At 72.5% G+C, this 17,816-nt stretch carries 19 protein-coding genes; 12 read left to right on the top strand and 7 right to left on the bottom strand.

Annotation, left to right across the window (positions count from 1 at the left end; all coding sequences use genetic code 11):
• Positions 1-389: 389 nt before the first annotated feature.
• The 6 genes from AB0E85_RS24310 to AB0E85_RS24285 all read left to right on the top strand — a co-directional run bounded on the left by AB0E85_RS24310 (position 390) and on the right by AB0E85_RS24285 (position 5,550).
• Positions 390-1,211, top strand: a complete 822-nt coding sequence (locus AB0E85_RS24310) for a glycosyltransferase family 2 protein (RefSeq protein WP_361930790.1) — start codon at positions 390-392, stop codon at positions 1,209-1,211.
• A complete protein-coding gene (locus AB0E85_RS24305) occupies positions 1,208-2,206 on the top strand; it encodes a glycosyltransferase family 2 protein (RefSeq protein ID WP_361930787.1) in 999 nt (332 codons plus the stop codon). The genes AB0E85_RS24310 and AB0E85_RS24305 overlap by 4 nt, the downstream gene beginning before the upstream one ends.
• A gap of 19 nt (positions 2,207-2,225) precedes the next feature.
• On the top strand, positions 2,226-2,999 hold the full coding sequence (locus AB0E85_RS24300) for a polysaccharide deacetylase family protein (protein ID WP_361930936.1): 774 nt from the start codon (positions 2,226-2,228) through the stop codon (positions 2,997-2,999).
• A gap of 75 nt (positions 3,000-3,074) precedes the next feature.
• On the top strand, positions 3,075-4,169 hold the full coding sequence (locus AB0E85_RS24295) for a DUF5925 domain-containing protein (RefSeq protein ID WP_361930784.1): 1,095 nt from the start codon (positions 3,075-3,077) through the stop codon (positions 4,167-4,169).
• A 137-nt stretch (positions 4,170-4,306) separates the two neighbouring features.
• Positions 4,307-4,702 (top strand): hypothetical protein, encoded by a 396-nt coding sequence (locus AB0E85_RS24290; RefSeq protein ID WP_361930781.1) that lies wholly within the window; start codon positions 4,307-4,309, stop codon positions 4,700-4,702.
• A 71-nt stretch (positions 4,703-4,773) separates the two neighbouring features.
• Positions 4,774-5,550 (top strand): DUF72 domain-containing protein, encoded by a 777-nt coding sequence (locus AB0E85_RS24285; RefSeq protein WP_361930778.1) that lies wholly within the window; start codon positions 4,774-4,776, stop codon positions 5,548-5,550.
• A 7-nt stretch (positions 5,551-5,557) separates the two neighbouring features.
• Here AB0E85_RS24285 and AB0E85_RS24280 read toward each other — a convergent pair whose 3' ends face one another.
• Positions 5,558-5,926 carry a GntR family transcriptional regulator gene (locus AB0E85_RS24280; protein ID WP_062925982.1) on the bottom strand — a complete coding sequence of 123 codons (369 nt, stop codon included), beginning with the start codon at positions 5,924-5,926 and terminating at the stop codon, positions 5,558-5,560.
• Between the two features lie 71 nt (positions 5,927-5,997).
• Here AB0E85_RS24280 and AB0E85_RS24275 point away from each other — a divergent pair, with 71 nt between their 5' ends.
• Positions 5,998-6,927, top strand: a complete 930-nt coding sequence (locus AB0E85_RS24275) for a GNAT family N-acetyltransferase (protein WP_361930774.1) — start codon at positions 5,998-6,000, stop codon at positions 6,925-6,927.
• Entirely contained in the window at positions 6,908-7,408 is a 501-nt protein-coding gene (locus tag AB0E85_RS24270; RefSeq protein ID WP_361930771.1) for a DUF402 domain-containing protein, read from the top strand. Before AB0E85_RS24275 ends, AB0E85_RS24270 begins: the two co-directional genes overlap by 20 nt.
• Here AB0E85_RS24270 and AB0E85_RS24265 read toward each other — a convergent pair.
• A complete protein-coding gene (locus AB0E85_RS24265) occupies positions 7,367-7,999 on the bottom strand; it encodes a class I SAM-dependent methyltransferase (RefSeq protein ID WP_361930768.1) in 633 nt (210 codons plus the stop codon). The genes AB0E85_RS24270 and AB0E85_RS24265 overlap by 42 nt on opposite strands.
• A 139-nt stretch (positions 8,000-8,138) precedes the next feature.
• On the opposite strand from AB0E85_RS24265, the gene AB0E85_RS24260 reads away from it, so the two are divergent.
• Positions 8,139-8,273, top strand: coding sequence for a hypothetical protein (locus AB0E85_RS24260; RefSeq protein WP_107308287.1), 135 nt, complete (start codon positions 8,139-8,141; stop codon positions 8,271-8,273).
• A 30-nt stretch (positions 8,274-8,303) separates the two neighbouring features.
• Here the strand turns inward: AB0E85_RS24260 and AB0E85_RS24255 are convergent, their stop codons facing one another.
• A complete protein-coding gene (locus tag AB0E85_RS24255) occupies positions 8,304-8,753 on the bottom strand; it encodes a GNAT family N-acetyltransferase (protein ID WP_361930765.1) in 450 nt (149 codons plus the stop codon).
• Between the two features lie 181 nt (positions 8,754-8,934).
• Here AB0E85_RS24255 and AB0E85_RS24250 point away from each other — a divergent pair, with 181 nt between their 5' ends.
• Positions 8,935-9,936 (top strand): lytic polysaccharide monooxygenase, encoded by a 1,002-nt coding sequence (locus AB0E85_RS24250; RefSeq protein ID WP_361930762.1) that lies wholly within the window; start codon positions 8,935-8,937, stop codon positions 9,934-9,936.
• 93 nt (positions 9,937-10,029) lie between these two features.
• Here AB0E85_RS24250 and AB0E85_RS24245 read toward each other — a convergent pair whose 3' ends face one another.
• Both AB0E85_RS24245 and AB0E85_RS24240 read right to left on the bottom strand, forming a co-directional pair.
• On the bottom strand, positions 10,030-10,890 hold the full coding sequence (locus AB0E85_RS24245) for an alpha/beta fold hydrolase (protein WP_361930759.1): 861 nt from the start codon (positions 10,888-10,890) through the stop codon (positions 10,030-10,032).
• A gap of 171 nt (positions 10,891-11,061) precedes the next feature.
• Positions 11,062-11,508, bottom strand: coding sequence for a MarR family winged helix-turn-helix transcriptional regulator (locus tag AB0E85_RS24240; protein WP_361930756.1), 447 nt, complete (start codon positions 11,506-11,508; stop codon positions 11,062-11,064).
• 79 nt (positions 11,509-11,587) lie between these two features.
• Here AB0E85_RS24240 and AB0E85_RS24235 point away from each other — a divergent pair, with 79 nt between their 5' ends.
• Positions 11,588-11,962, top strand: coding sequence for a cupin domain-containing protein (locus AB0E85_RS24235; RefSeq protein ID WP_361930753.1), 375 nt, complete (start codon positions 11,588-11,590; stop codon positions 11,960-11,962).
• A gap of 16 nt (positions 11,963-11,978) precedes the next feature.
• Here the strand turns inward: AB0E85_RS24235 and AB0E85_RS24230 are convergent, their stop codons facing one another.
• Entirely contained in the window at positions 11,979-12,962 is a 984-nt protein-coding gene (locus AB0E85_RS24230; protein WP_361930750.1) for a hypothetical protein, read from the bottom strand.
• On the bottom strand, positions 12,959-16,453 hold the full coding sequence (locus AB0E85_RS24225) for a DNA polymerase III subunit alpha (protein WP_361930748.1): 3,495 nt from the start codon (positions 16,451-16,453) through the stop codon (positions 12,959-12,961). Before AB0E85_RS24225 ends, AB0E85_RS24230 begins: the two co-directional genes overlap by 4 nt.
• Positions 16,454-16,607: 154 nt before the next feature.
• Here AB0E85_RS24225 and AB0E85_RS24220 point away from each other — a divergent pair, with 154 nt between their 5' ends.
• Complete coding sequence (locus AB0E85_RS24220) at positions 16,608-17,627, top strand: DUF3533 domain-containing protein (protein WP_361930745.1); 1,020 nt, start codon at positions 16,608-16,610, stop codon at positions 17,625-17,627.
• Positions 17,628-17,816: the final 189 nt, after the last annotated feature.

Genomic DNA, 17,816 nt, shown 5'->3' with positions numbered 1-17,816 from the left:
CCTGCCGCAACGGCCAAACCAACAAAAACGTGAGGGGCCGTTCCAGGTCTTGCCATACGGGTTCAATCGTCAATACCGTCATACATCTCACCCGCATCGGTCCGTCAGTACGCGGCTCTAGGGGAGGGCTCAAGGACCGCGACGAACCGGCGCGGGGCGCGGTAGGGGGGTGCCGTGCTCGGTGGTCTCAACTGTCTCCGGGCCGTGCCGCGCGGTCGGCTGCCGTTTTTCGCCGCCGGCCAGCTTTGCCAGCTCACCCGGCGTGCCGGAGCTTCATCCCGGCATGCCTCGCCATCTCGGCGTGCCTCGGGTGAGAACCCCCCTTTCGAACCGGACTGGATCCGGACTGCCCTGGGGGGGCGGTCCACCGGACGAGAGGGACCAGACTCATGAGTTCAGTTCTGCAGCCGGCCGCGACGGACCCGCATCCGCCGACCGCCGGGAAGTACCGGCCCGTCTCCTCGCACCTGGCCATAGCCCCGCCGGTGAGCGTGGTCATCCCGGCGATGAACGAGGCGGAGAACCTTCCGTACGTCTTCAAGACCCTGCCCGACTGGATCCACGAAGTGGTCCTGGTCGACGGCAACTCCACCGACAACACCGTCGAAGTGGCCCGTGAACTGTGGCCCGAGGTGAAGGTCGTCGAGCAGCGCGGCAAGGGCAAGGGCGACGCTCTGATCACCGGGTTCCAGGCCTGCACCGGCGACATCATCGTGATGGTCGACGCGGACGGCTCGGCGGACGGGGGCGAGATCCTCAGCTACGTCTCCGCCCTGGTCTCCGGCGCGGACTTCGCCAAGGGCTCCCGCTTCGCCAACGGCGGCGGCACCGACGACATGACCTTCATCCGCAAGATGGGCAACTGGGCGCTGTGCACGGTCGTCAACCGCAAGTTCGGTGCCCGCTACACCGACCTGTGCTACGGCTACAACGCCTTCTGGCGGCACTGCCTCGACAAGATCGACCTGGACTGCACCGGCTTCGAGGTCGAGACCCTGATGAACATCCGGGTCGTCAAGGCCGGGCTCAAGGTGCAGGAGATCCCGAGCCACGAGTACCTGCGCATCCACGGCGTCAGCAACCTGCGGGCCGTGCGGGACGGGCTGCGCGTGCTCCGGGTCATCCTCCAGGAGCGCTCCAACCGCCGTGCCCTGCGGCGCCGTTCGTCTCGGTCGTCGATGCCGGCCGCGATGCGGGGAGAGGTGTCTTGAGCGGTCCCGGCATCTCCGTCGTGATCTGCGCGTACACCGAGGACCGCTGGGAGGACATCCTCGCGGCGGTCTCCTCGGTCCGCGCGCAGTCGCGGCCGGCCCTGGAGACGCTGCTGGTCGTCGATCACAACGAGACGCTCCGGGAGCGGCTGGCCAAGGAGTACAAGGAGTCCTCCGAGGGGTCCGCGGTGCGGGTGCTCGCCAACGCGGGGCCCCGAGGCCTGTCGGCCGGCCGCAACACCGGTATCGCCGCGGCCCGCGGTGAGGTCGTGGCCTTCCTCGACGACGACGCCGTGGCCGAGCGCGACTGGCTGCGCCACTTCGCCGAGGCCTACACCGACGAGCGGGTGATGGCGGTCGGCGGGCGCACGGTCCCGGTCTGGGCGTCGGGGCGGCGGCCGCACTGGTTCCCGGAGGAGTTCGACTGGGTGGTGGGCTGCACGTACCGGGGCCTGCCGCCCGGCCGGGTCCGGGTGCGCAACGTGCTCGGCGGCAACGCCTCGTTCCGCCGCAGCGCCTTCGACGCGGCGGGCGGCTTCGCCACCGGCATCGGCCGGGACGGCGACAAACGCCCGCTGGGCTGCGAGGAGACGGAACTGTGCATCCGCCTCAGCCGCGCCCGGCCCGACGCGGTGCTGCTGATCGACGACCGGGCGGTGATCCACCACCGGGTGCCCGCGGTCCGCGAGCACTTCCGCTACTTCCGCACCCGTACCTACGCCGAGGGCCTCTCCAAGGCGCTGGTGGCGCGGAGCGTCGGCGCCGAGAAGGGACTGGAATCGGAGCGCCGGTACGCCACGCGCGTCCTGCCGGCCGGGGTGGCGCGGGGGGTACGGGACGCCCTGCTGGCCCGGCCGGGCGGGGCGGGACGGGCCGGCGCGATCGTGGCCGGGGTGCTGACGGCGGCGGGCGGTTACGTCGTCGGCAGCGTCCGGGCGCGCCGGGGCGGGACCACGTTCCGGGTGCCCCGGGTGGAGGTGGCGGCCCGTGAGTGACGTCCGCGTCCCGATCCTCATGTACCACGCGGTGGCGACCGACCCGAACGAGGCGACCCGCGCCCTGTCGGTGACCCCGGAGGCGTTCGCCGAGCAGATGGCGGTGCTCGCCGACCGGGGCCTCGGGCCGGTCACCACGGCCGAGCTGGCCGCGCGCTGGCGCTCCGGCCGGCCACTGCCCGACCGGCCGGTCCTCATCACCTTCGACGACGGCTACGAGGGCGTGCACCGGCACGCCCTCCCCGCGCTCGCCAAGCACGGCTTCCCCGCCACCCTGTTCGTGTCGACGGGGTGGCTCAGGGGGCCGTACGACACCGGGGGCGGCCTGGACACCATGCTGGACTGGGACCAGGTCCGCGAACTCGCGGCGCAAGGCGTGGAGATCGGCGGACACAGCCACAGCCACCCGCAGCTCGACCAGGTCTCCGACGCCACACTGCGGTTCGAGCTGATCCACTGCAAGGAGATCGTCTCGGACCAGCTGGGCACCGTACCGGCCTCGTTCGCCTACCCCTACGGCTACTCCAGCCGCCGGGTCCGGCAGGCGGTGCGCGAGACGGGCTGGGCCCAGGCCCTCGCCGTCGGCAACGGGCTCGCGCGGCGGGCCCAGGGGCCGTACGCGCTGCGGCGGCTGACGGTGCGCCGCAGCACGGGCATCGAGGAGTTCGAGCGGGTCGTCGAGGGCCGCGCGATCGCCCGTACGTTCGCCGGGGACCGCGCCCTGACCAAGGGGTACGCCGTCGTACGCCGGGTTCGGCAGGCACGTCGGCTGGTCGCCCGCTCCGGGGGCTGACCTGCGCCGGGGCGACATGCCGCGTGCACCGGGAAACCGGGTGCACGCGGCCTCCCCGTGCCGGATCATGGCGGCATGTCTGGAAACCCGCACGAGGCGCTGCCGATCCGGCTCAACGTCGACGACTCCGACTCCCCGTCCGACGTCGTCGACGCGCTGTTCCTCGGCCGCTTCGCGACGGGCGAGCAGCCGTACTCCCACGCGGTGAACATCGACCGCGTGCGGTCCGGGGCGACGCTGATGCCGCCCGGCGCGCGGGTGCTGCGCGTCGCCCGGGACGACGACCGCAGCGCGACCCTCGCCGAGGGCGACGGCTGGACGCTGCTGGTCTCCCGCTGGAACCGGGGCGCCGACGTCACGGTGACGGCGACCGGCGAGGAGCTCGCGAAGAAGGTCCTCGACCAGGCCACGGACGGCGCGGCCGACGAGCCCGAACCGCAGCCGGAGAACGTCACCATGGGCTTCTGGTACGTCTCCCCGCGCCGCGGCCCGCACCGCACCACCCGGCAGATCGCGGCGGGTACCTGGGAGGAGGTCCGGCCCAACTACACCGCGCCGGTGGCGGACGCCATGGACCGCCTGATGAAGACGACCCCCGAGGACATCGCGGGCCGGCTCCTGCTGCTGCACGGGCCGCCCGGCACCGGCAAGACCTCGGCGCTGCGGACCCTGGCCCGTTCCTGGCGCGACTGGTGCCAGGTGGACTGCGTCCTGGACCCCGAGCGGCTCTTCTCCGACGTCGGCTACCTCATGGACATCGCCATCGGCGAGGAGGACGCGACGGGCAAGGGCCGCTGGCGGCTGCTGCTCCTGGAGGACTGCGACGAGCTGATCCGCGGCGAGGCCAAGCACACGGCGGGCCAGGCGCTGTCGAGGCTGCTGAACCTGACGGACGGACTGCTCGGCCAGGGCCGCAACGTCCTGGTCGGGGTCACGACCAACGAGGACCTGGAGCGTCTGCATCCCGCCGTGGTCCGCCCCGGACGCTGCCTCGCCCGGATCGAGGTCGGTCCGCTGACCCGCTCCGAGGCGGTGAACTGGCTGGGCCAGGAGGACGGCGTCGGCCGCGAGGGCGCGACGCTGGCGGAGCTGTACGCGCTGCGCCGGGGCACGTCCCCGACGTCCCTGCCGGAGCCGCGCGGGGGCGTCGACGCGGGGCTGTACCTGTAGCCGGGCCGCCGGCCGGCGTCTGTGGTGCGGCCACCGCCGGGTTCGCTCACAACCGCTTCTCACCTCCCTGTTACCCGGGCGTGCCAAGGTGTGCCGCGGAGCGACGCCGCGCTCCGCTCGGACCAGGGAGGCCTCTGATGGCGCACACGGCGCCCACCGTGTTCAGCGAACCCGCCCACCGCGTCGCACGGTGGGTCCTGCCCGTCGTGCTGGGTGCCGTCTACGGCAACTGGGTCGCGGTGAACCGGCGTCACGGCGGCCCGGTCACCGGATCGGATGTGGCGTCGGGCGTGTGGAGCGCGCTCGCCTTCACGGTGCTCTGCATCGCCGTGGTCCAGGTGGTCCGGCGCCTCAGGCGCGATCTGCACGCCCTGCACGCCCTGCTGCGGGCCGCCTTCGCCGGTGTCGCACTGGGCTTCCTCTACAGCCAGACCGGCGACGACATCCGGCCCGTGGTCATCACGGCGGTGCTGGTCACGGCAGCCCTCTTCCTGCTGCTGTTCTACCGCTTCCACACGCGCGCCGACGCGTAGCCGGTCCGGCGGACCGGGAGGCCACGACCGCCACGGCCGCCCTCCGGGGCCTGCGGTGCTTTGATAGGGATATGACCCTGTTCGTCGGCACGTCCGGGTGGCAGTACAAGGACTGGCGGGACGTGCTGTACCCGTCCGGACTGCCGATGCGGCTCTGGCTGGAGGAGTACGCGGGGCAGTTCGCCACCGTCGAGATCAACAACGCCTTCTACCGGCTGCCGGCCCGGGAGACGTTCGAGGACTGGCGGGGGCGGGTGCCCGGGGACTTCGTCGTCGCGGTCAAGGCGAGCCGCTACCTGACCCACATCAAGCGGCTCAAGGACCCCGAGGAGCCGGTGCACCGCCTCATGAGCCGCGCGGCGGGCCTCGGCGACCGCCTCGGCCCGGTGCTGCTCCAGCTCCCGCCCACCCTGCGCGCCGACCCGGGCCTGCTGGACGCGTGTCTGGCCTGCTTCCCGGCCCCGACCCGGGTCGCCGTCGAGCCGCGCCACGACTCCTGGTGGACCCCGCAGGTCCGCCGTGTCCTGGAGTCCCGGCGCGCCGCCCTGTGCTGGGCCGACATCCTGGCCCGCCCGGCGACACCCCTGTGGCGCACCACCGACTGGGGCTACGTCCGCTTCCACCAGGGCCGCGCCCGGCCCTGGCCCCGCTACGGACGCCGCTCGCTGGCCACCTGGCTCGACCGCATCGCCACGACCTGGCCCGACGGCGAGGACGTCTACGCGTACTTCAACAACGACCCGGGCGGCGCGGCGGTGGAGGACGCGATGGCGTTCGCACGGACGGGGAGGTCCGCGGGGCTGGACGTCACGCGGACTCCGGAACGCCTGGCGCAACCGTCCGGTTAGGGCCGGCCTACTCCCCGTACGCCGCCCGCAGGGCGTCCCGTACCGCGGCGAGCGCGACGTCCTCGCCCAGCCCGAGCCTCCTGGCCCGCTCCACGTAGGCCTGCGCGGCCGAGGCCAGTTCGCGGTCCGCCGCCGAGCCGGCGGCGGCCACGAACGTGCCGTTGCGGCCCCGCGTCTCGATCACCCCGTCCGCCTCCAGCGCCCGGTACGCCTTGGCGACCGTGTTCGCGGCGAGTCCCAGCGACTCCGCCAGCCCCCGCACGGTCGGCAGCCGGTACCCCACCGGCAGCGCACCCGACCGGGCCTGCTCGGAGATCCGCGCCCGCACCTGTTCGTACGGCGGGGCGCTGTCGTCGATGTCGATCTTCAAGGTCACAGGCCGATTGTCGCGCACCCGACGGAAAATGAGAGGCACCCCGGACGGGTCCACACGTAGCGTGCGCGTTCATGACCTTGATCGTGCGCGACCTGCGTCCCGACGTCCGAGCCGACGCCGAGGGGTTCTCCGACACCCGTCGCCTGGCCCTTCCGTACATGCTCTCCACACCGGAGTCCGTGGTGCACACCCTGACGCACGCGCACCCGGACGCCCACTTCGGGCAGCTCGTCGTCGAGGAGGACGGCGAGATCATCGGCACGGCCCAGATCAGCGTCGCCCATGAGAGCCCGGAGCCGGGTCAGGGCTCCGCCAACATCTACGTGCGCCCCGGCCACACGGGCCGCGGCGCCGGCTCGCTCCTGCTGCGCACCGCGGAGGAGCGGCTGGGGCGGCTGGGCGTCACCAAGCTGTTCACCTGGGTGCTGGACGAGCCGGACAACCACGCCTTCGCCGAGCGGCACGGCTTCCGGGCCAGCCGTTCCGCCTGGTTCCTGCGCCTGGTTCTGGCGGACGGCTCCCTGCCGCCCCGCCAGGACCTGCCGGCGGGCGTCGAGCTGCGCACGGCCGCCGACTTCGCGGACGACCCGCGTCCCGTGTTCGAGCTGGACGCGGAGGCCTCGTCGGACGAACCGAGCGACGTCGATGTGGAGCTGACGGACTACGAGGCCTGGATCGAGGAGACCTGGAGGCAGCCACTCCTGGACCACGAGCTGACCACGATCGCGGTCGTCGACGGACGCCTCGCCGCCTTCACCGCGGCCTACACCGACGGCGGCTCCCGTTATGCCACCGCCATGACGGGCACCGCCCGCGCGTTCCGGGGCCGGGGCCTGGCCAAGCTCGCCAAGAACGACTCCCTGCACCGCGCCCGCGCCGCGGGGTACACGGAGGCGTTCACCGGCAACGACACTGGAAACGAGCCGATGATCGCCATCAACAAGTGGTTCGGCTACGAGATCTGCGCGAAGGAAGTGCGTTATGTCCGAGAACTCGGCTGACCTGCCCCCGCAGCTGGAGGTCGTGCTCGTCAAGGCGGGCCGTACGAAGATCCGTTACCGGGGCGAGCTGCTGTCGGACGACGGCACCCGGGTCGCGGTCCGCGCCCCGTGGGCGGGCTCCGGCGTCCGCGACTTCGGCTTCGTCCGCTTCGAGTCCGGGGACGTCTTCACGGAGTACTACTGGCGCGACCGCTGGTACGCGATCAAGGAGGTCCGCTCCGCCACGGGCGCGCTGAAGGGCTGGTACTGCGACATCACCCGCCCCGCGGTGCGCTCCGGGCCGGAGCTGGTCGTGGAGGACCTGGACCTGGACCTGTGGCGCTCGGCGGACGGCTCGGACGTACGCCGCCTGGACGAGGACGAGTTCGCCGAGAGCGGTCTCGCCGAGACGGACCCGGAGGCGGCGCGGGCCGCCCTGGCCGCGCTCGGTGAGCTGGAGTCACTCGCCCGCGGCGGCGACTTCACCGCGCTCCTCGCCTGACGCCCGGACCTGCGCGATCACCGCGTACCGCTCATCGGCCACCTCCTTGCCCCACAGCGACGGATCGCCCGACAGCCGCTCAAGGCGCACCTGCCCGGCGATCGGGGCGAGGAGGCCGGTGAGCCGCTCCGGCGATATGCCGACCGGGGCGGTGCTTCCCCACACGCCTTCGACCAGCACGAGCCGCCCGCCCGGCCGCAGCAGCCCGCGCCAGTGCCTCAGGGCGCGGCCGGGGTCGGGCAGGGCCCACAGGACGTGCCGGACGAGCACGGCGTCGAAGCGCTGCTCCCCGACCGGCGGCGCCGCGGCGTCACCGACGAGGAACACCGCGTCACGCCCGGCGAGCTTCTTTCTGGCGAGCGCCACCATCGCCGCCGAGAGGTCCACGCCCGTCACCCGGTGTCCCTGCTCGGACGCGAGGAGCGACAGGCTGCCGGTGCCGCATCCGAGGTCGAGGACGTCTCCCGCCCGGGCGGGCAGCCAGCCGCGCAGCCGCCCGGCCCAGGCACGGCGCACCTCGGGGTCGCGCAGGCCGTGGTCCGGCTCCTCGTCGAAGGAGGCGGCCTCGGCGTCCCAGTCCACATTCGTCATGGGCCAAGAGTGACACCCGCCACTGACACTCGAATCGTGACTGCCGCCACTGACAGACCAGGAGCGATGAGTAACTCTCCCCCGAAAGGTCTACCTCCGTGAGAACGCGGAACCCGGTAGACCCTTTAAGGAGGCAGCCATGCGCCGTGTGACCGTGCAGAAGCCCCTGAAGAAGACCGATGTCCGCCGGGTCCGCGACGAGGCCGACGAGCGCCCCGCCGGGCGGCCCGAAGTCCGCAAGGACATCGCCCGCACCTGGTGGCCGGACGCCTGAGCGGCCGGTGCCGGTCATGAGACGCATGCCTCAGAGCAGCCGCTTGCGGTAGTGGACGCGGTCGTAGGGCCCGTCCACGCGGCGTTCCACCAGTTCGTAGCCGTATCTCGGATAGATCCGCCGGTTCTCCCACATCAGCGCGTTGGTGTAGAGCCTGACCTCGGGCAGGCCCAGCGCCCGCGCGTGTGCGTCCACGAACCGGAGCAGCCGCCGCCCCACTCCCCCGCCGTGCGCGGTGGGGTGGACGGCGATGGTGTCGAGGAAGAGATGGTCCGCGAACGACTCGACCACGACGAGTCCGGTCACGGGGTCGCCCGTCACGAACACCTTGCCCGCCGCCACGTTCGCCGCGTGGTCCTCCCCCATGGGCTGCGGCACCCGCCCGATGCGCTCGATGTACGGGCGGAAGGCCGCGTCGATCACATCCGTGACGACCGGTACGTCGGCGGCCACGGCCGCCCGGATCTGCTCGTCTGCCATGTCGCGACGGTACCTACCTGATGCCAGTCCGAACACTCCCTTAAGCGGGCCATAAGGATCTCCTCCACCCGCCCCCAGCAGGCGATTTCACGGTTCTCAGGGGCTAGCTTCGGAGCACCCCACGGGATCCGGCCCACCCGGGTCCGGACCTGTTCCACGCACCGCTTCGAGGAGTTCCCGCATGCCCGCACGCCGCACAGCAGCCACCGTCGCTGCTCTCGGCAGCCTCCCGCTCGCCGTGACCGCGCTGACCGCCGCCCCGGCCGCCGCGCACGGTTCGATGGGCGACCCGGTCAGCCGCGTCTCGCAGTGCTACGCGGAGGGCCCCGAGAGCCCGAAGTCGGCCGCGTGCAAGGCGGCGGTGGCGGCGGGCGGCACCCAGGCCCTCTACGACTGGAACGGCATACGCATCGGCGACGCGGGCGGCCGGCACCAGCAGCTCATCCCGGACGGCAAGCTGTGCAGCGCGAACAACGCGCAGTTCAAGGGACTCGACCTCCCCCGCGCCGACTGGCCGGCGACGAACGTGAGAAGCGGCTCGCACACCTTCAAGTACCGCGTGACGGCCCCTCACAAGGGCACTTTCAAGGTCTACATCACCAAGCCCGGCTACAACCCCGCCAAGCCGCTCGCCTGGAAGGACCTGGATCTCGCGAAGCCGGTCGCGACCTCCACCGACCCGGCCGCCACCGGCGGCTTCTACACCTTCTCCGGCACCCTGCCCCAGCGCTCCGGCAAGCACCTGCTGTACGCGGTGTGGCAGCGGTCGGACAGCCCGGAGGCGTTCTACTCCTGCTCGGACGTCAGCTTCGGCGGCGGTGATGGCGCGGCGGGAGGCGCGGCCCCGGCCCCGACCGCCTCCGCCCCGACCAAGAAGCAGATCGAGGAGGGCAACGACAAGTCCACGATCGAGCACCACGGGCACGGCGACGACGACCCCAGCACCTCGGCGGAGCCGGCCGCGGCCCCGCGCAAGAGCACGGCCGACCGGCCGAAGGCCGCCGCGGCCGCGCCCAACCAGCCGAAGGCGGCCGGTGCCACCGAGAACCTCGCCGAGACCGGCGGCGACAGCAGTACCACGTACCTCGCGATCGGCGGGGCGGCCACGCTGGCGCTCGGTTCGTCGGCCCTGTTCCTGTCGGCCCGGCGCCGGACGGTGAGCGGCGGGCGGCACGGCGGCTGATCCCCACCGCCCCATGACCCGGGGCCTGTCCGGCGGCTCAGGCCGGACAGGCCCCGAAACGTTTCCCTGGCACGTGTCAACAGATGACACGTGTCATTCGAAAGCCGAAGCGCAGGTGGTGGGCCTGGACCGCGCCGGATCCAGGGCGTTGGCCACCTCGTGGAAGGCGACCCGGTCGAGCAGCCCGACGGCCACGTGCTCGGACAGGTCGACGGGACACAGGTCCTGGAGCAGGACGTTGCGCACGTCGGGCCCGGTCAGGTACTGACTGCGCCACGGCGTGACGACCTCGTCGTACCGTGTGGCGATGACGGTGTAGCGCACACCGGGCACGGTGTCGCCGCCCGCGTTGAGCTTGGTGAGGAAGGCGGAGCCGGTCACCTGGTCGGCGAGGGCGGGGGTGTTCTTCGACAGCAGGTCCGCGGCGCCCGGGAAGTACGGCAGCAGGCGGGTGAAGCCGTTCAGGTCGGTGCCGTGGTTGCTGGGCGCGATACCGACCAGGGCGTTCACCTTGGCGGCTCCGCCGAGGAACTTCAGGTAGTAGCGGGGCATCATGCCGCCCTGCGAGTGCCCGACCACGTCGGTCTCGGCGGCACCGGTGGCCGCGAGCACCTTGTCGACGAAGTCCTTCAGCTCCCCGGCGGACTTCTCGACGGGGCCGAGGCCATGGAAGAAGGGGACCCCGTCCAGCCGGCCGTAGTCCAGGGAGAAGACGCAGTAGCCGCGGACCTTCAGATAGGGGGCGAGGCCCAGCCAGTTGTCGACGGAGTTCCCGAGGGTTCCGTGGACCAGGACGACGGGGCGGGGGTGGGCGGTGGACGGCTTGCAGGAGTAGTCGTTCCAGCCGGAGCCCGGGGCGCCGGCGGCCTGGGCGGTGGTGGCGGGGACGGTGACGGCGGCGGCGGTCAGCAGCAGCGCGGCCAGGGGTCTGAGCACTCGTTTCCAGGGCAGCATCGGGTGATCTCCTTGCGGCTCAAGGGAGGTGCGACGGCACTTGGCCCTGTGATCCGGATCACGAGGATGCTGTTCACTCGTCAAGTTACGGGCGAGTAGTCAAACTGGGAAGTTACGCGTCAGTAAAAACTTGCAGCGGTAACCGGCGCCCCGGCCCCGGCTGACACCCCCTCACCAGGCGGGCCGGATGGGCCCGTCCGGAGCGATTCGCAGCAACTGCCGCCCCAACGACCGCACCTCCCGCTCCCCCAGCAGGTCCTCCCACTCCCGAACGGCTTCCGCGGCCGCCTCCTCCGCCGCACGCGTGCACCGCCGCCCCCGCTCGGTCAGCACGACCAGGCGCGCCCGCGCGTCCTCGGGATGCGGCCCCCGCTCGGCGTACCCCTTGTGCACCAGCTCGTCGACGAGCCGGCTCGCGGCCTGCTTGGTCACCCCGAGATGGACGGCGAGGTCGGTGACCGTCGCACCGTCCGGGGCGAGCCGGGCGAAGGCGAAGCCGTGGGCGGGCCGCACCCCTTCGAAGCCGCGGGCGAGTACACCCTCGTTGATGCGTTGCGTGAGCCCACCGGCGACAGCGAGCAGGGCGGCGGACAGGGCCATGGCCTCGGAGTTCTGCACGCATGCATTGAAACACCCTTGACGTATTGGTCAACCCGCTTGACCATATAGTCAACCAAGTTGACCAACTGGAGGCCTCATGCCCATCGTCCGATCGTCCGAAGCCGTCACCCACGAGATCCACGGCGCCCGATTCGTCTCGTACGCCACCCCGAGCAGCGGCAGCAGGGAGCTGTGCGCCTGGCGCGGGGAGATCCCGGCCGGCCTCAAGGCGCCCGCGCACACGGTCAGCCGGGAGGAGATCTTCCATCTGCTCGACGGCGAACTGCTGATCACCCTCGACGGCCGCACCGAGCGGATCACCGCGGGCGACACGGTGATCATCAATCCCGGTGCCACCCTGACCGTCGAGAACCCGACCGACCGGACCGCGTACTCCTGGGTCACCACCTCGATCGGCCTGGAGGCACGCCTGGCCGACGGCACCCGCATCGCGCCGCCGTGGGCCAACTGACGTCAGGCGGAGGGCTCTACGCCGCCGCCCCGCCCAACCCCCCGGGCATCACCGCCCGCGGCCCGAACTTCGCTCGCGCGCGGTCCGCCACCTCCTCGATGCGGCGGACCTTCTCGTCCACCGGGTCGAAGGTCAGCTGGTGGGAGGCCTGGTCGGCGGGGTCGAGCCCCTCGGCGCGCAGGGCGATGGCCCGCACCCTGGCCCGTTGCAGTCCGAGCGCCTCGTACAGGCCGTACGCGGTCCGGGTCAGCGCCGGGGAGTGCGCCGTCGGCTCGGTCAGGGTGCGGCTGCGGGTGGTGGCGGACCGGTCGGCGTAGCGCACGGTCAGGGTGAGCGTGCGGCAGACCTTCTCCAGGGCCCGCAGCCGGGCGCCGAGCTCCTCGGCGGCCGACAGCAGCGCCCGGCGGTGCCGGTCCGGGTCCAGCTCGTCGCGCCCGAAGGGGCGTTCCGCCGCCAGGGACCGGGAGACGGCGTTCGGCACGACCCGGCCGCGGTCGACGCCGTTCGCCTTCTCGCGCAGCTCCCGTCCGGCTTTCGCGCCGATCAGCCGCTGGAGCGTGGACAGCGGTGCGGCGGCGACGCGGCCGAGGGTGTCGAGGCCGTAGTCGCCCAGCGTACGGGCGGTCGCGGCGCCCACACCGGGCAGCGCGGCGACGGGCTTGTCCGCGAGGAACCCGGCGATGGCGTCCGGTTCGCCGGGCACCGCACGCGTCACCCCGGGCGCCGCGTCGTCCAGCGCCATCCGGGCCAGCATCGGCCCGGGCCCGGCCCCGATGACACAGTCGACGCCGTGGAGAGCGAGCGACCGCACCCGGATCACCGAGGCCAGTTCGACCGCGTCCCGCCCGAAGTACCGCTCGGCGCCGCGCAGGTCGGCCAGTGCCCCGTCCGGCGGCAGGGCCTGGACGACGGGGGTGAACTCCTCCAGCATCCCGAGCAGGTGGGGCAGATCCGCCTCGCTCGTCGGAGGCAGCTGGAAACGTACGCAGAGGATGGTCATCCCGCACTCCCCGGACTCTGGTGCCACAACTTTCTTCCGACCGCCGCGGGCCCTTCCCCCGCGGGACGCAGATCGGCCCAGGGGTGCATCTCGTACCCCGTGGCCATGCGGATCTTCCGCTGCTCCATCGGATCCTGGGCCGCGGAACCCGTCGGCGCGGGCGCCCCCTCCGAGCCGGCGAGCCGCCGGCGCACCGCCCCGTCACCGTCGTCGCCGGAACCACCGGAACCACCCCCGCCGGCCAGCCGGGCGGCGACTCCCTCCAGCCCCTCCTCCCGGCGTACGTCCAGCAGGTCCGCGAGGTTCCAGGCGGCGGCGCCCACCACGCTGAGGCTGCGCGGGCCTCGGCGCTGCACCACCCCGCGCACCAACAGCAGCCAGGAGTGGAAGACGGTGTGGGCACAGGCGTCGTGGGAGTCGTCGAAGAAGGCGAGGTCCACCAGGCCCGTGCCGTCGTCCAGGGTGGAGAAGATGACGCGCTTGCCGGACCGGATCGGCGGTGTCTGGGTGGCCGCCTTGGCACCCGCGACCAGCACCGTCTCCCCGTGCCGGGCCTCGCGCAGCCGGCGTGCCGACACCACGCCGAGCTCGTCGAGGAACGTCCGGTGATCGTCCATCAGGTTCCGCGAGGCGTCCATGGACAGCACGCCCAGTTCGGCGCTGAGCCGCTCCGAGGAGGTGAGGTCGGGCAGTCCGGCCGGGGCGGTCTCGCGCCCCCCGGCCAGGGGAAGCTGGCCGCCGCCCCCGCTCCGGGCGCCCCGGTGCAGCTCGGTCAGATGCAGTTGCAGATCGCGGCGGTTGGCGCCGAACGCGTCCAGTGCTCCCACCTGTGCGAGCCGCTGGGCCAGCGGACGGCTGGGCCGGCCCCGCTCCCAGAAGTCGACCAGCGAGGCGTACGGCTGCCCCCCGGCGATCCGCGCCGCCTCGGCCTCGCTGATGCCGTGCACATCGGAGAGGGCCAACCGCAGACCCCATTTACCGGACACCAGTTCGATACGGTGTGCGACCCCCGACGCGTTCACGTCCAACGGCAGCACCGGCACGCCCCGCCGCCGCGCGTCCGCCAGCAGCAGCCGCTTCGGGTACATGCCGGGGTCGTGCGTGAGCAACCCCGCGTAGAAGGCGGCCGGGTGATGCGTTTTCAGCCACGCCGACTGGTACGTCGGCACGGCGAAGGCGACCGCGTGCGCCTTGCAGAAGCCGTACGACCCGAAGGCCTCGACGATCTCCCAGGTCCGCTGAATCGTTTCCGCGTCATAGCCGTTCACCGCCGCGTGCTGCGCGAACCACACCTTGATCCGCTCCTGCGACTCCGGGTCCGACAGCCCGCGCCGCACCCGGTCGGCCTCGCCGCGCCCGCAGCCGGTCATGATGTCCACGATGTCGATGATCTGCTCGTGGAAGACGACGACCCCGTAGGTCTCCTTCAGCGGCCCCTCCAGGTCGGGGTGCGGATACCGGATGGGCGCCCGCCCGTGCCGTGCCTCGATGAACGGCCGCACCATGTCGGCGGCGACCGGACCGGGCCGGAACAGCGAGATGTCGACGACGAGGTCGTGGAACGTGGCCGGCTGGAGTCGCCCGACCAGATCCCGCTGCCCGGGCGACTCGATCTGGAAGCACCCGAGCGTCTCGGTGGACTGGATCAGCCGGTACGTCTCCGGATCCCCCGGCGCCAGCCCGTCCAGATCGACCCGGGCACCCGACACCCGCCGTACCTCCTCCACCGCGTGCGCCATGGCCGACTGCATCCGCACGCCCAGCACATCGAGCTTCAGCAGCCCGAGGTCCTCGACGTCGTCCTTGTCGAACTGCGACATCGGAAAGCCCTCGCCGCTGGTCGGCATGACCGGCGTACGCGCCAGCAGGGAGGCGTCGGACAGCAGCACCCCGCACGGGTGCATGGCCACCCCGCGCGGCAGGGCGTCCAGCCCCTCGACCAGCTCCCACAGCTTCCCGTACTTCTCCTTCTCCCCCGCCAGCGCGCGCAGCTCGGGCAGCTCCTCCAGCGCCGCGCGGGCGTCCCGCGCCCGGATGTGGGGAAAGGACTTGGCGACCCGGTCGATCTCGGCCGGATCCATGGACAGGGCGGCCCCCACGTCCCGGATCGCGTGCCGCACGCGATACGTCTCCGGCATCGCGACCGTCGCGACCCGCTCGGTGCCGAACCGGTCGATGATCGCCCGGTAGACCTCCAGCCGCCGCGCGGACTCCACGTCGATGTCGATGTCGGGCAGGACGACCCGCTCCTTCGACAGGAACCGCTCCATCAGCAGCCGGTGCTCGATCGGATCGGCATGCGCGATACCGAGCAGATGGTTGACGAGCGACCCGGCCCCGGACCCCCGGGCGGCGACCCGGACACCCATCTTCCGTACGTCCTCCACCACCTGGGAGACGGTCAGGAAGTAGGAGGCGAAACCGTGGTGGGCGATGATGTCCAGCTCGTGGTGCATCCGCTCCCAGTACTCCCGCCGCCGGTCGTATCCGCGCAGCACCATGCCGGCCGCCGCCCGCGAGGCCAGCGTCCGCTGGGCGGTCCGGCGCCCGGCACCGACCAGATGCGGCTCGGGGAAGTGGACGGTGCCGATCCCGAGATCGTCCTCGGGATCGACCCGGCACGCGGCGGCCGTGGCCTGCGTCTGCTCCACCAGCCGGTGAGCGGTCTCCCGCCGGAACCCCGCGGCCGCCACGATCCGCTCCGCCGCGGCGAGCATGTCGCCTGCGCCCTTGAGCCAGGCCTCACCGGAGTCCAGCCCCTTGGCCGGGTCGATGGGCACCAGCAGCCTGGCGGCGTCCAGCACGTCGGCGACCGGCCCGAGACCCGGGTCGGCGTACCGCACCGCGTTGGTGAGCACGGGCCGGATCCGCTGCTCGGCGGCGAACCCGACGGTCCGGGCGGCCAGCCGCAGCGACCCCGGCCCCGTGCCCTCCCGGCCGTGCCAGACGGCCTCCAGCCGCAGGGCGTCGCCATAGACGTCACGCCAGGGCGCGAGCAGCCGCGCCGCCCGGTCGGGCCGCCCGGCGGCCAGGGCGCGCCCGACGTCCGACGCGGGCCCGAGCAGCACGGTCAGCCCCTCGGCATGATTGCGCCCCCAGGGCAGCAGAGGCGTCCCCTCCCCTTCATGGGCAGCCGAGACGAGCCGGCACAGCTCTCCCCACCCCCGGGCACCGTCCCGGGCAAGAAAGGTGACGCGGGGAGCCGACTCGTCGACAAAGGCACCACCCCGCACCGGGGTCCGCCGCCGCCCCCGCCGCTCGCCCCCGGGTTCCGCACCCGCCACGGCCAGATCGGCCCCGAACAGCGGGCGGACCCCCGCCTTCCCGCAGGCTTTCGAGAACCGGACAGCGCCGGCGAGCGTGTCGCGATCGGTCAGCGCCAAGGCGTCCATGCCCCGCTCGGAGGCACGCTCGGCCAGTCGCTCCGGGTGCGAGGCTCCATAGCGCAACGAGAATCCGGAGACGGTGTGCAGATGCGTGAACCCCGGCACACGCACCTCCCGCACTTGTGAGCCACACCAGCTCTCGAACATCTGTTCCCAGCTACCTCACCCCCACCATACCTCCATCCTCGAATGTATGTGCGACATCCGTTCGGCCCCGCCCCACCTGCGGAAACACCCCGAACCCCCCGACCGTGGAGGCATGCCGCACAGCTCTTTCCGCACGGAGGTGAGAGACGCCGTCACCCCGCGGGCCACCCTGCTCATCGTCGGCGTGATCGCGCTCCAGCTGCTGTTCATCGCCTCGTACGTGGGAGCACTGCACGACCCGAAACCCAAGGACGTGCCCTTCGGCGTGGTCGCCCCACAGGCCGCCGCGGGCCAGGCGGTCACCCGGCTGGAACGACTGCCCGGCTCCCCCCTGGACCCCCGCGCCCTGCCCGACGAGGCCACGGCCCGGTCCCAGCTCACCCACCGCGACATCGACGCGGCCCTGATCATCGACCCCCGGGGCGGCACCGACACCCTCCTGGTCGCCTCCGGGGGCGGCAGAATCCTCTCCACCACGCTGACGGCCCTGGTCACCGACCTGGAGAAGTCCGAGCGACGCACCGTCCGAACGGTCGACGTGATCCCGTCCGCACCCCACGACCCCAACGGACTCTCGTCCTTCTACCTGGTGATCGGCTGGTGCGTGGGCGGCTACCTGGGCGCCGCGGCCCTGGCCATCAGCGCCGGGGCGAAACCCTCCAACCCCTCCCGCGCCGCGATCCGGCTGGCGGTCATGGCCCTGGTCGCCCTCACCGGAGGCCTCGGCGGAGCCCTCATCGCCGGCCCGGCCCTGGACGCCCTGCCGGGCAGCACCGCGGCCCTCTGGGGCCTGGGCACCCTGATCATCTTCGCCGTCGGCGCGGCCACCCTCGCGCTGCAGGGCCTCTTCGGCACGATCGGCATCGGCCTGGTCATCCTGCTGGTGGTCATCCTCGGCAACCCCAGCGCCGGCGGCGCGCTGCCCCCACCCCTCCTCCCACCCTTCTGGAAGGCGATCGGCCCGGCCCTCCCCCCGGGCGCCGGCACTTGGTCGACCCGCTCCATCGCCTACTTCGACGCCAACGCGATGACGACGTCGCTCCTGGTCCTGTCGGCGTGGGCGGTGGCAGGAGCCGCGATCACCATGGCGGCGGCGACCGTACGCAAGCGCGCAAAGGCGACCGCGCCCTGACCACACCCCACCCGCACTCGCCGCCCGGCGCCAAGGACCGAGACGGACTGCGCCACCACAGCCGGCCCGCACCCGCGTACGGCGAGCAGGGGCCGTGCCGGGGGGTGTCCGCCCGCAGCGGTTGGCGCGTCAACGCCCCAAACTAGAAAGGGGGGGCGAAGGACCCGGGGGGAGGACGGACGCACCCCC

The sequence above is a fragment of the Streptomyces sp. NPDC029044 genome (genome assembly GCF_040637495.1).
Lineage (GTDB): Bacteria > Actinomycetota > Actinomycetes > Streptomycetales > Streptomycetaceae > Streptomyces.
The sequence above is the reverse complement of the archived record's forward strand: the minus strand, read 5'-3'. Positions and strand labels throughout refer to the sequence as shown.

Coding starts and splice junctions, on each gene's coding strand:
- AB0E85_RS24235 (WP_361930753.1), top strand. CDS start 11,588: ATGCCCATCGTCCGATCGTCCGAAGCCGTCACCCACGAGATCCACGGC.
- AB0E85_RS24270 (WP_361930771.1), top strand. CDS start 6,908: ATGTCCGAGAACTCGGCTGACCTGCCCCCGCAGCTGGAGGTCGTGCTC.
- AB0E85_RS24255 (WP_361930765.1), bottom strand. CDS start 8,753: ATGGCAGACGAGCAGATCCGGGCGGCCGTGGCCGCCGACGTACCGGTC.
- AB0E85_RS24290 (WP_361930781.1), top strand. CDS start 4,307: ATGGCGCACACGGCGCCCACCGTGTTCAGCGAACCCGCCCACCGCGTC.
- AB0E85_RS24245 (WP_361930759.1), bottom strand. CDS start 10,890: ATGCTGCCCTGGAAACGAGTGCTCAGACCCCTGGCCGCGCTGCTGCTG.
- AB0E85_RS24260 (WP_107308287.1), top strand. CDS start 8,139: ATGCGCCGTGTGACCGTGCAGAAGCCCCTGAAGAAGACCGATGTCCGC.
- AB0E85_RS24310 (WP_361930790.1), top strand. CDS start 390: ATGAGTTCAGTTCTGCAGCCGGCCGCGACGGACCCGCATCCGCCGACC.
- AB0E85_RS24285 (WP_361930778.1), top strand. CDS start 4,774: ATGACCCTGTTCGTCGGCACGTCCGGGTGGCAGTACAAGGACTGGCGG.
- AB0E85_RS24220 (WP_361930745.1), top strand. CDS start 16,608: ATGCCGCACAGCTCTTTCCGCACGGAGGTGAGAGACGCCGTCACCCCG.
- AB0E85_RS24300 (WP_361930936.1), top strand. CDS start 2,226: ATGTACCACGCGGTGGCGACCGACCCGAACGAGGCGACCCGCGCCCTG.
- AB0E85_RS24275 (WP_361930774.1), top strand. CDS start 5,998: ATGACCTTGATCGTGCGCGACCTGCGTCCCGACGTCCGAGCCGACGCC.
- AB0E85_RS24250 (WP_361930762.1), top strand. CDS start 8,935: ATGCCCGCACGCCGCACAGCAGCCACCGTCGCTGCTCTCGGCAGCCTC.
- AB0E85_RS24265 (WP_361930768.1), bottom strand. CDS start 7,999: ATGACGAATGTGGACTGGGACGCCGAGGCCGCCTCCTTCGACGAGGAG.
- AB0E85_RS24295 (WP_361930784.1), top strand. CDS start 3,075: ATGTCTGGAAACCCGCACGAGGCGCTGCCGATCCGGCTCAACGTCGAC.
- AB0E85_RS24230 (WP_361930750.1), bottom strand. CDS start 12,962: ATGACCATCCTCTGCGTACGTTTCCAGCTGCCTCCGACGAGCGAGGCG.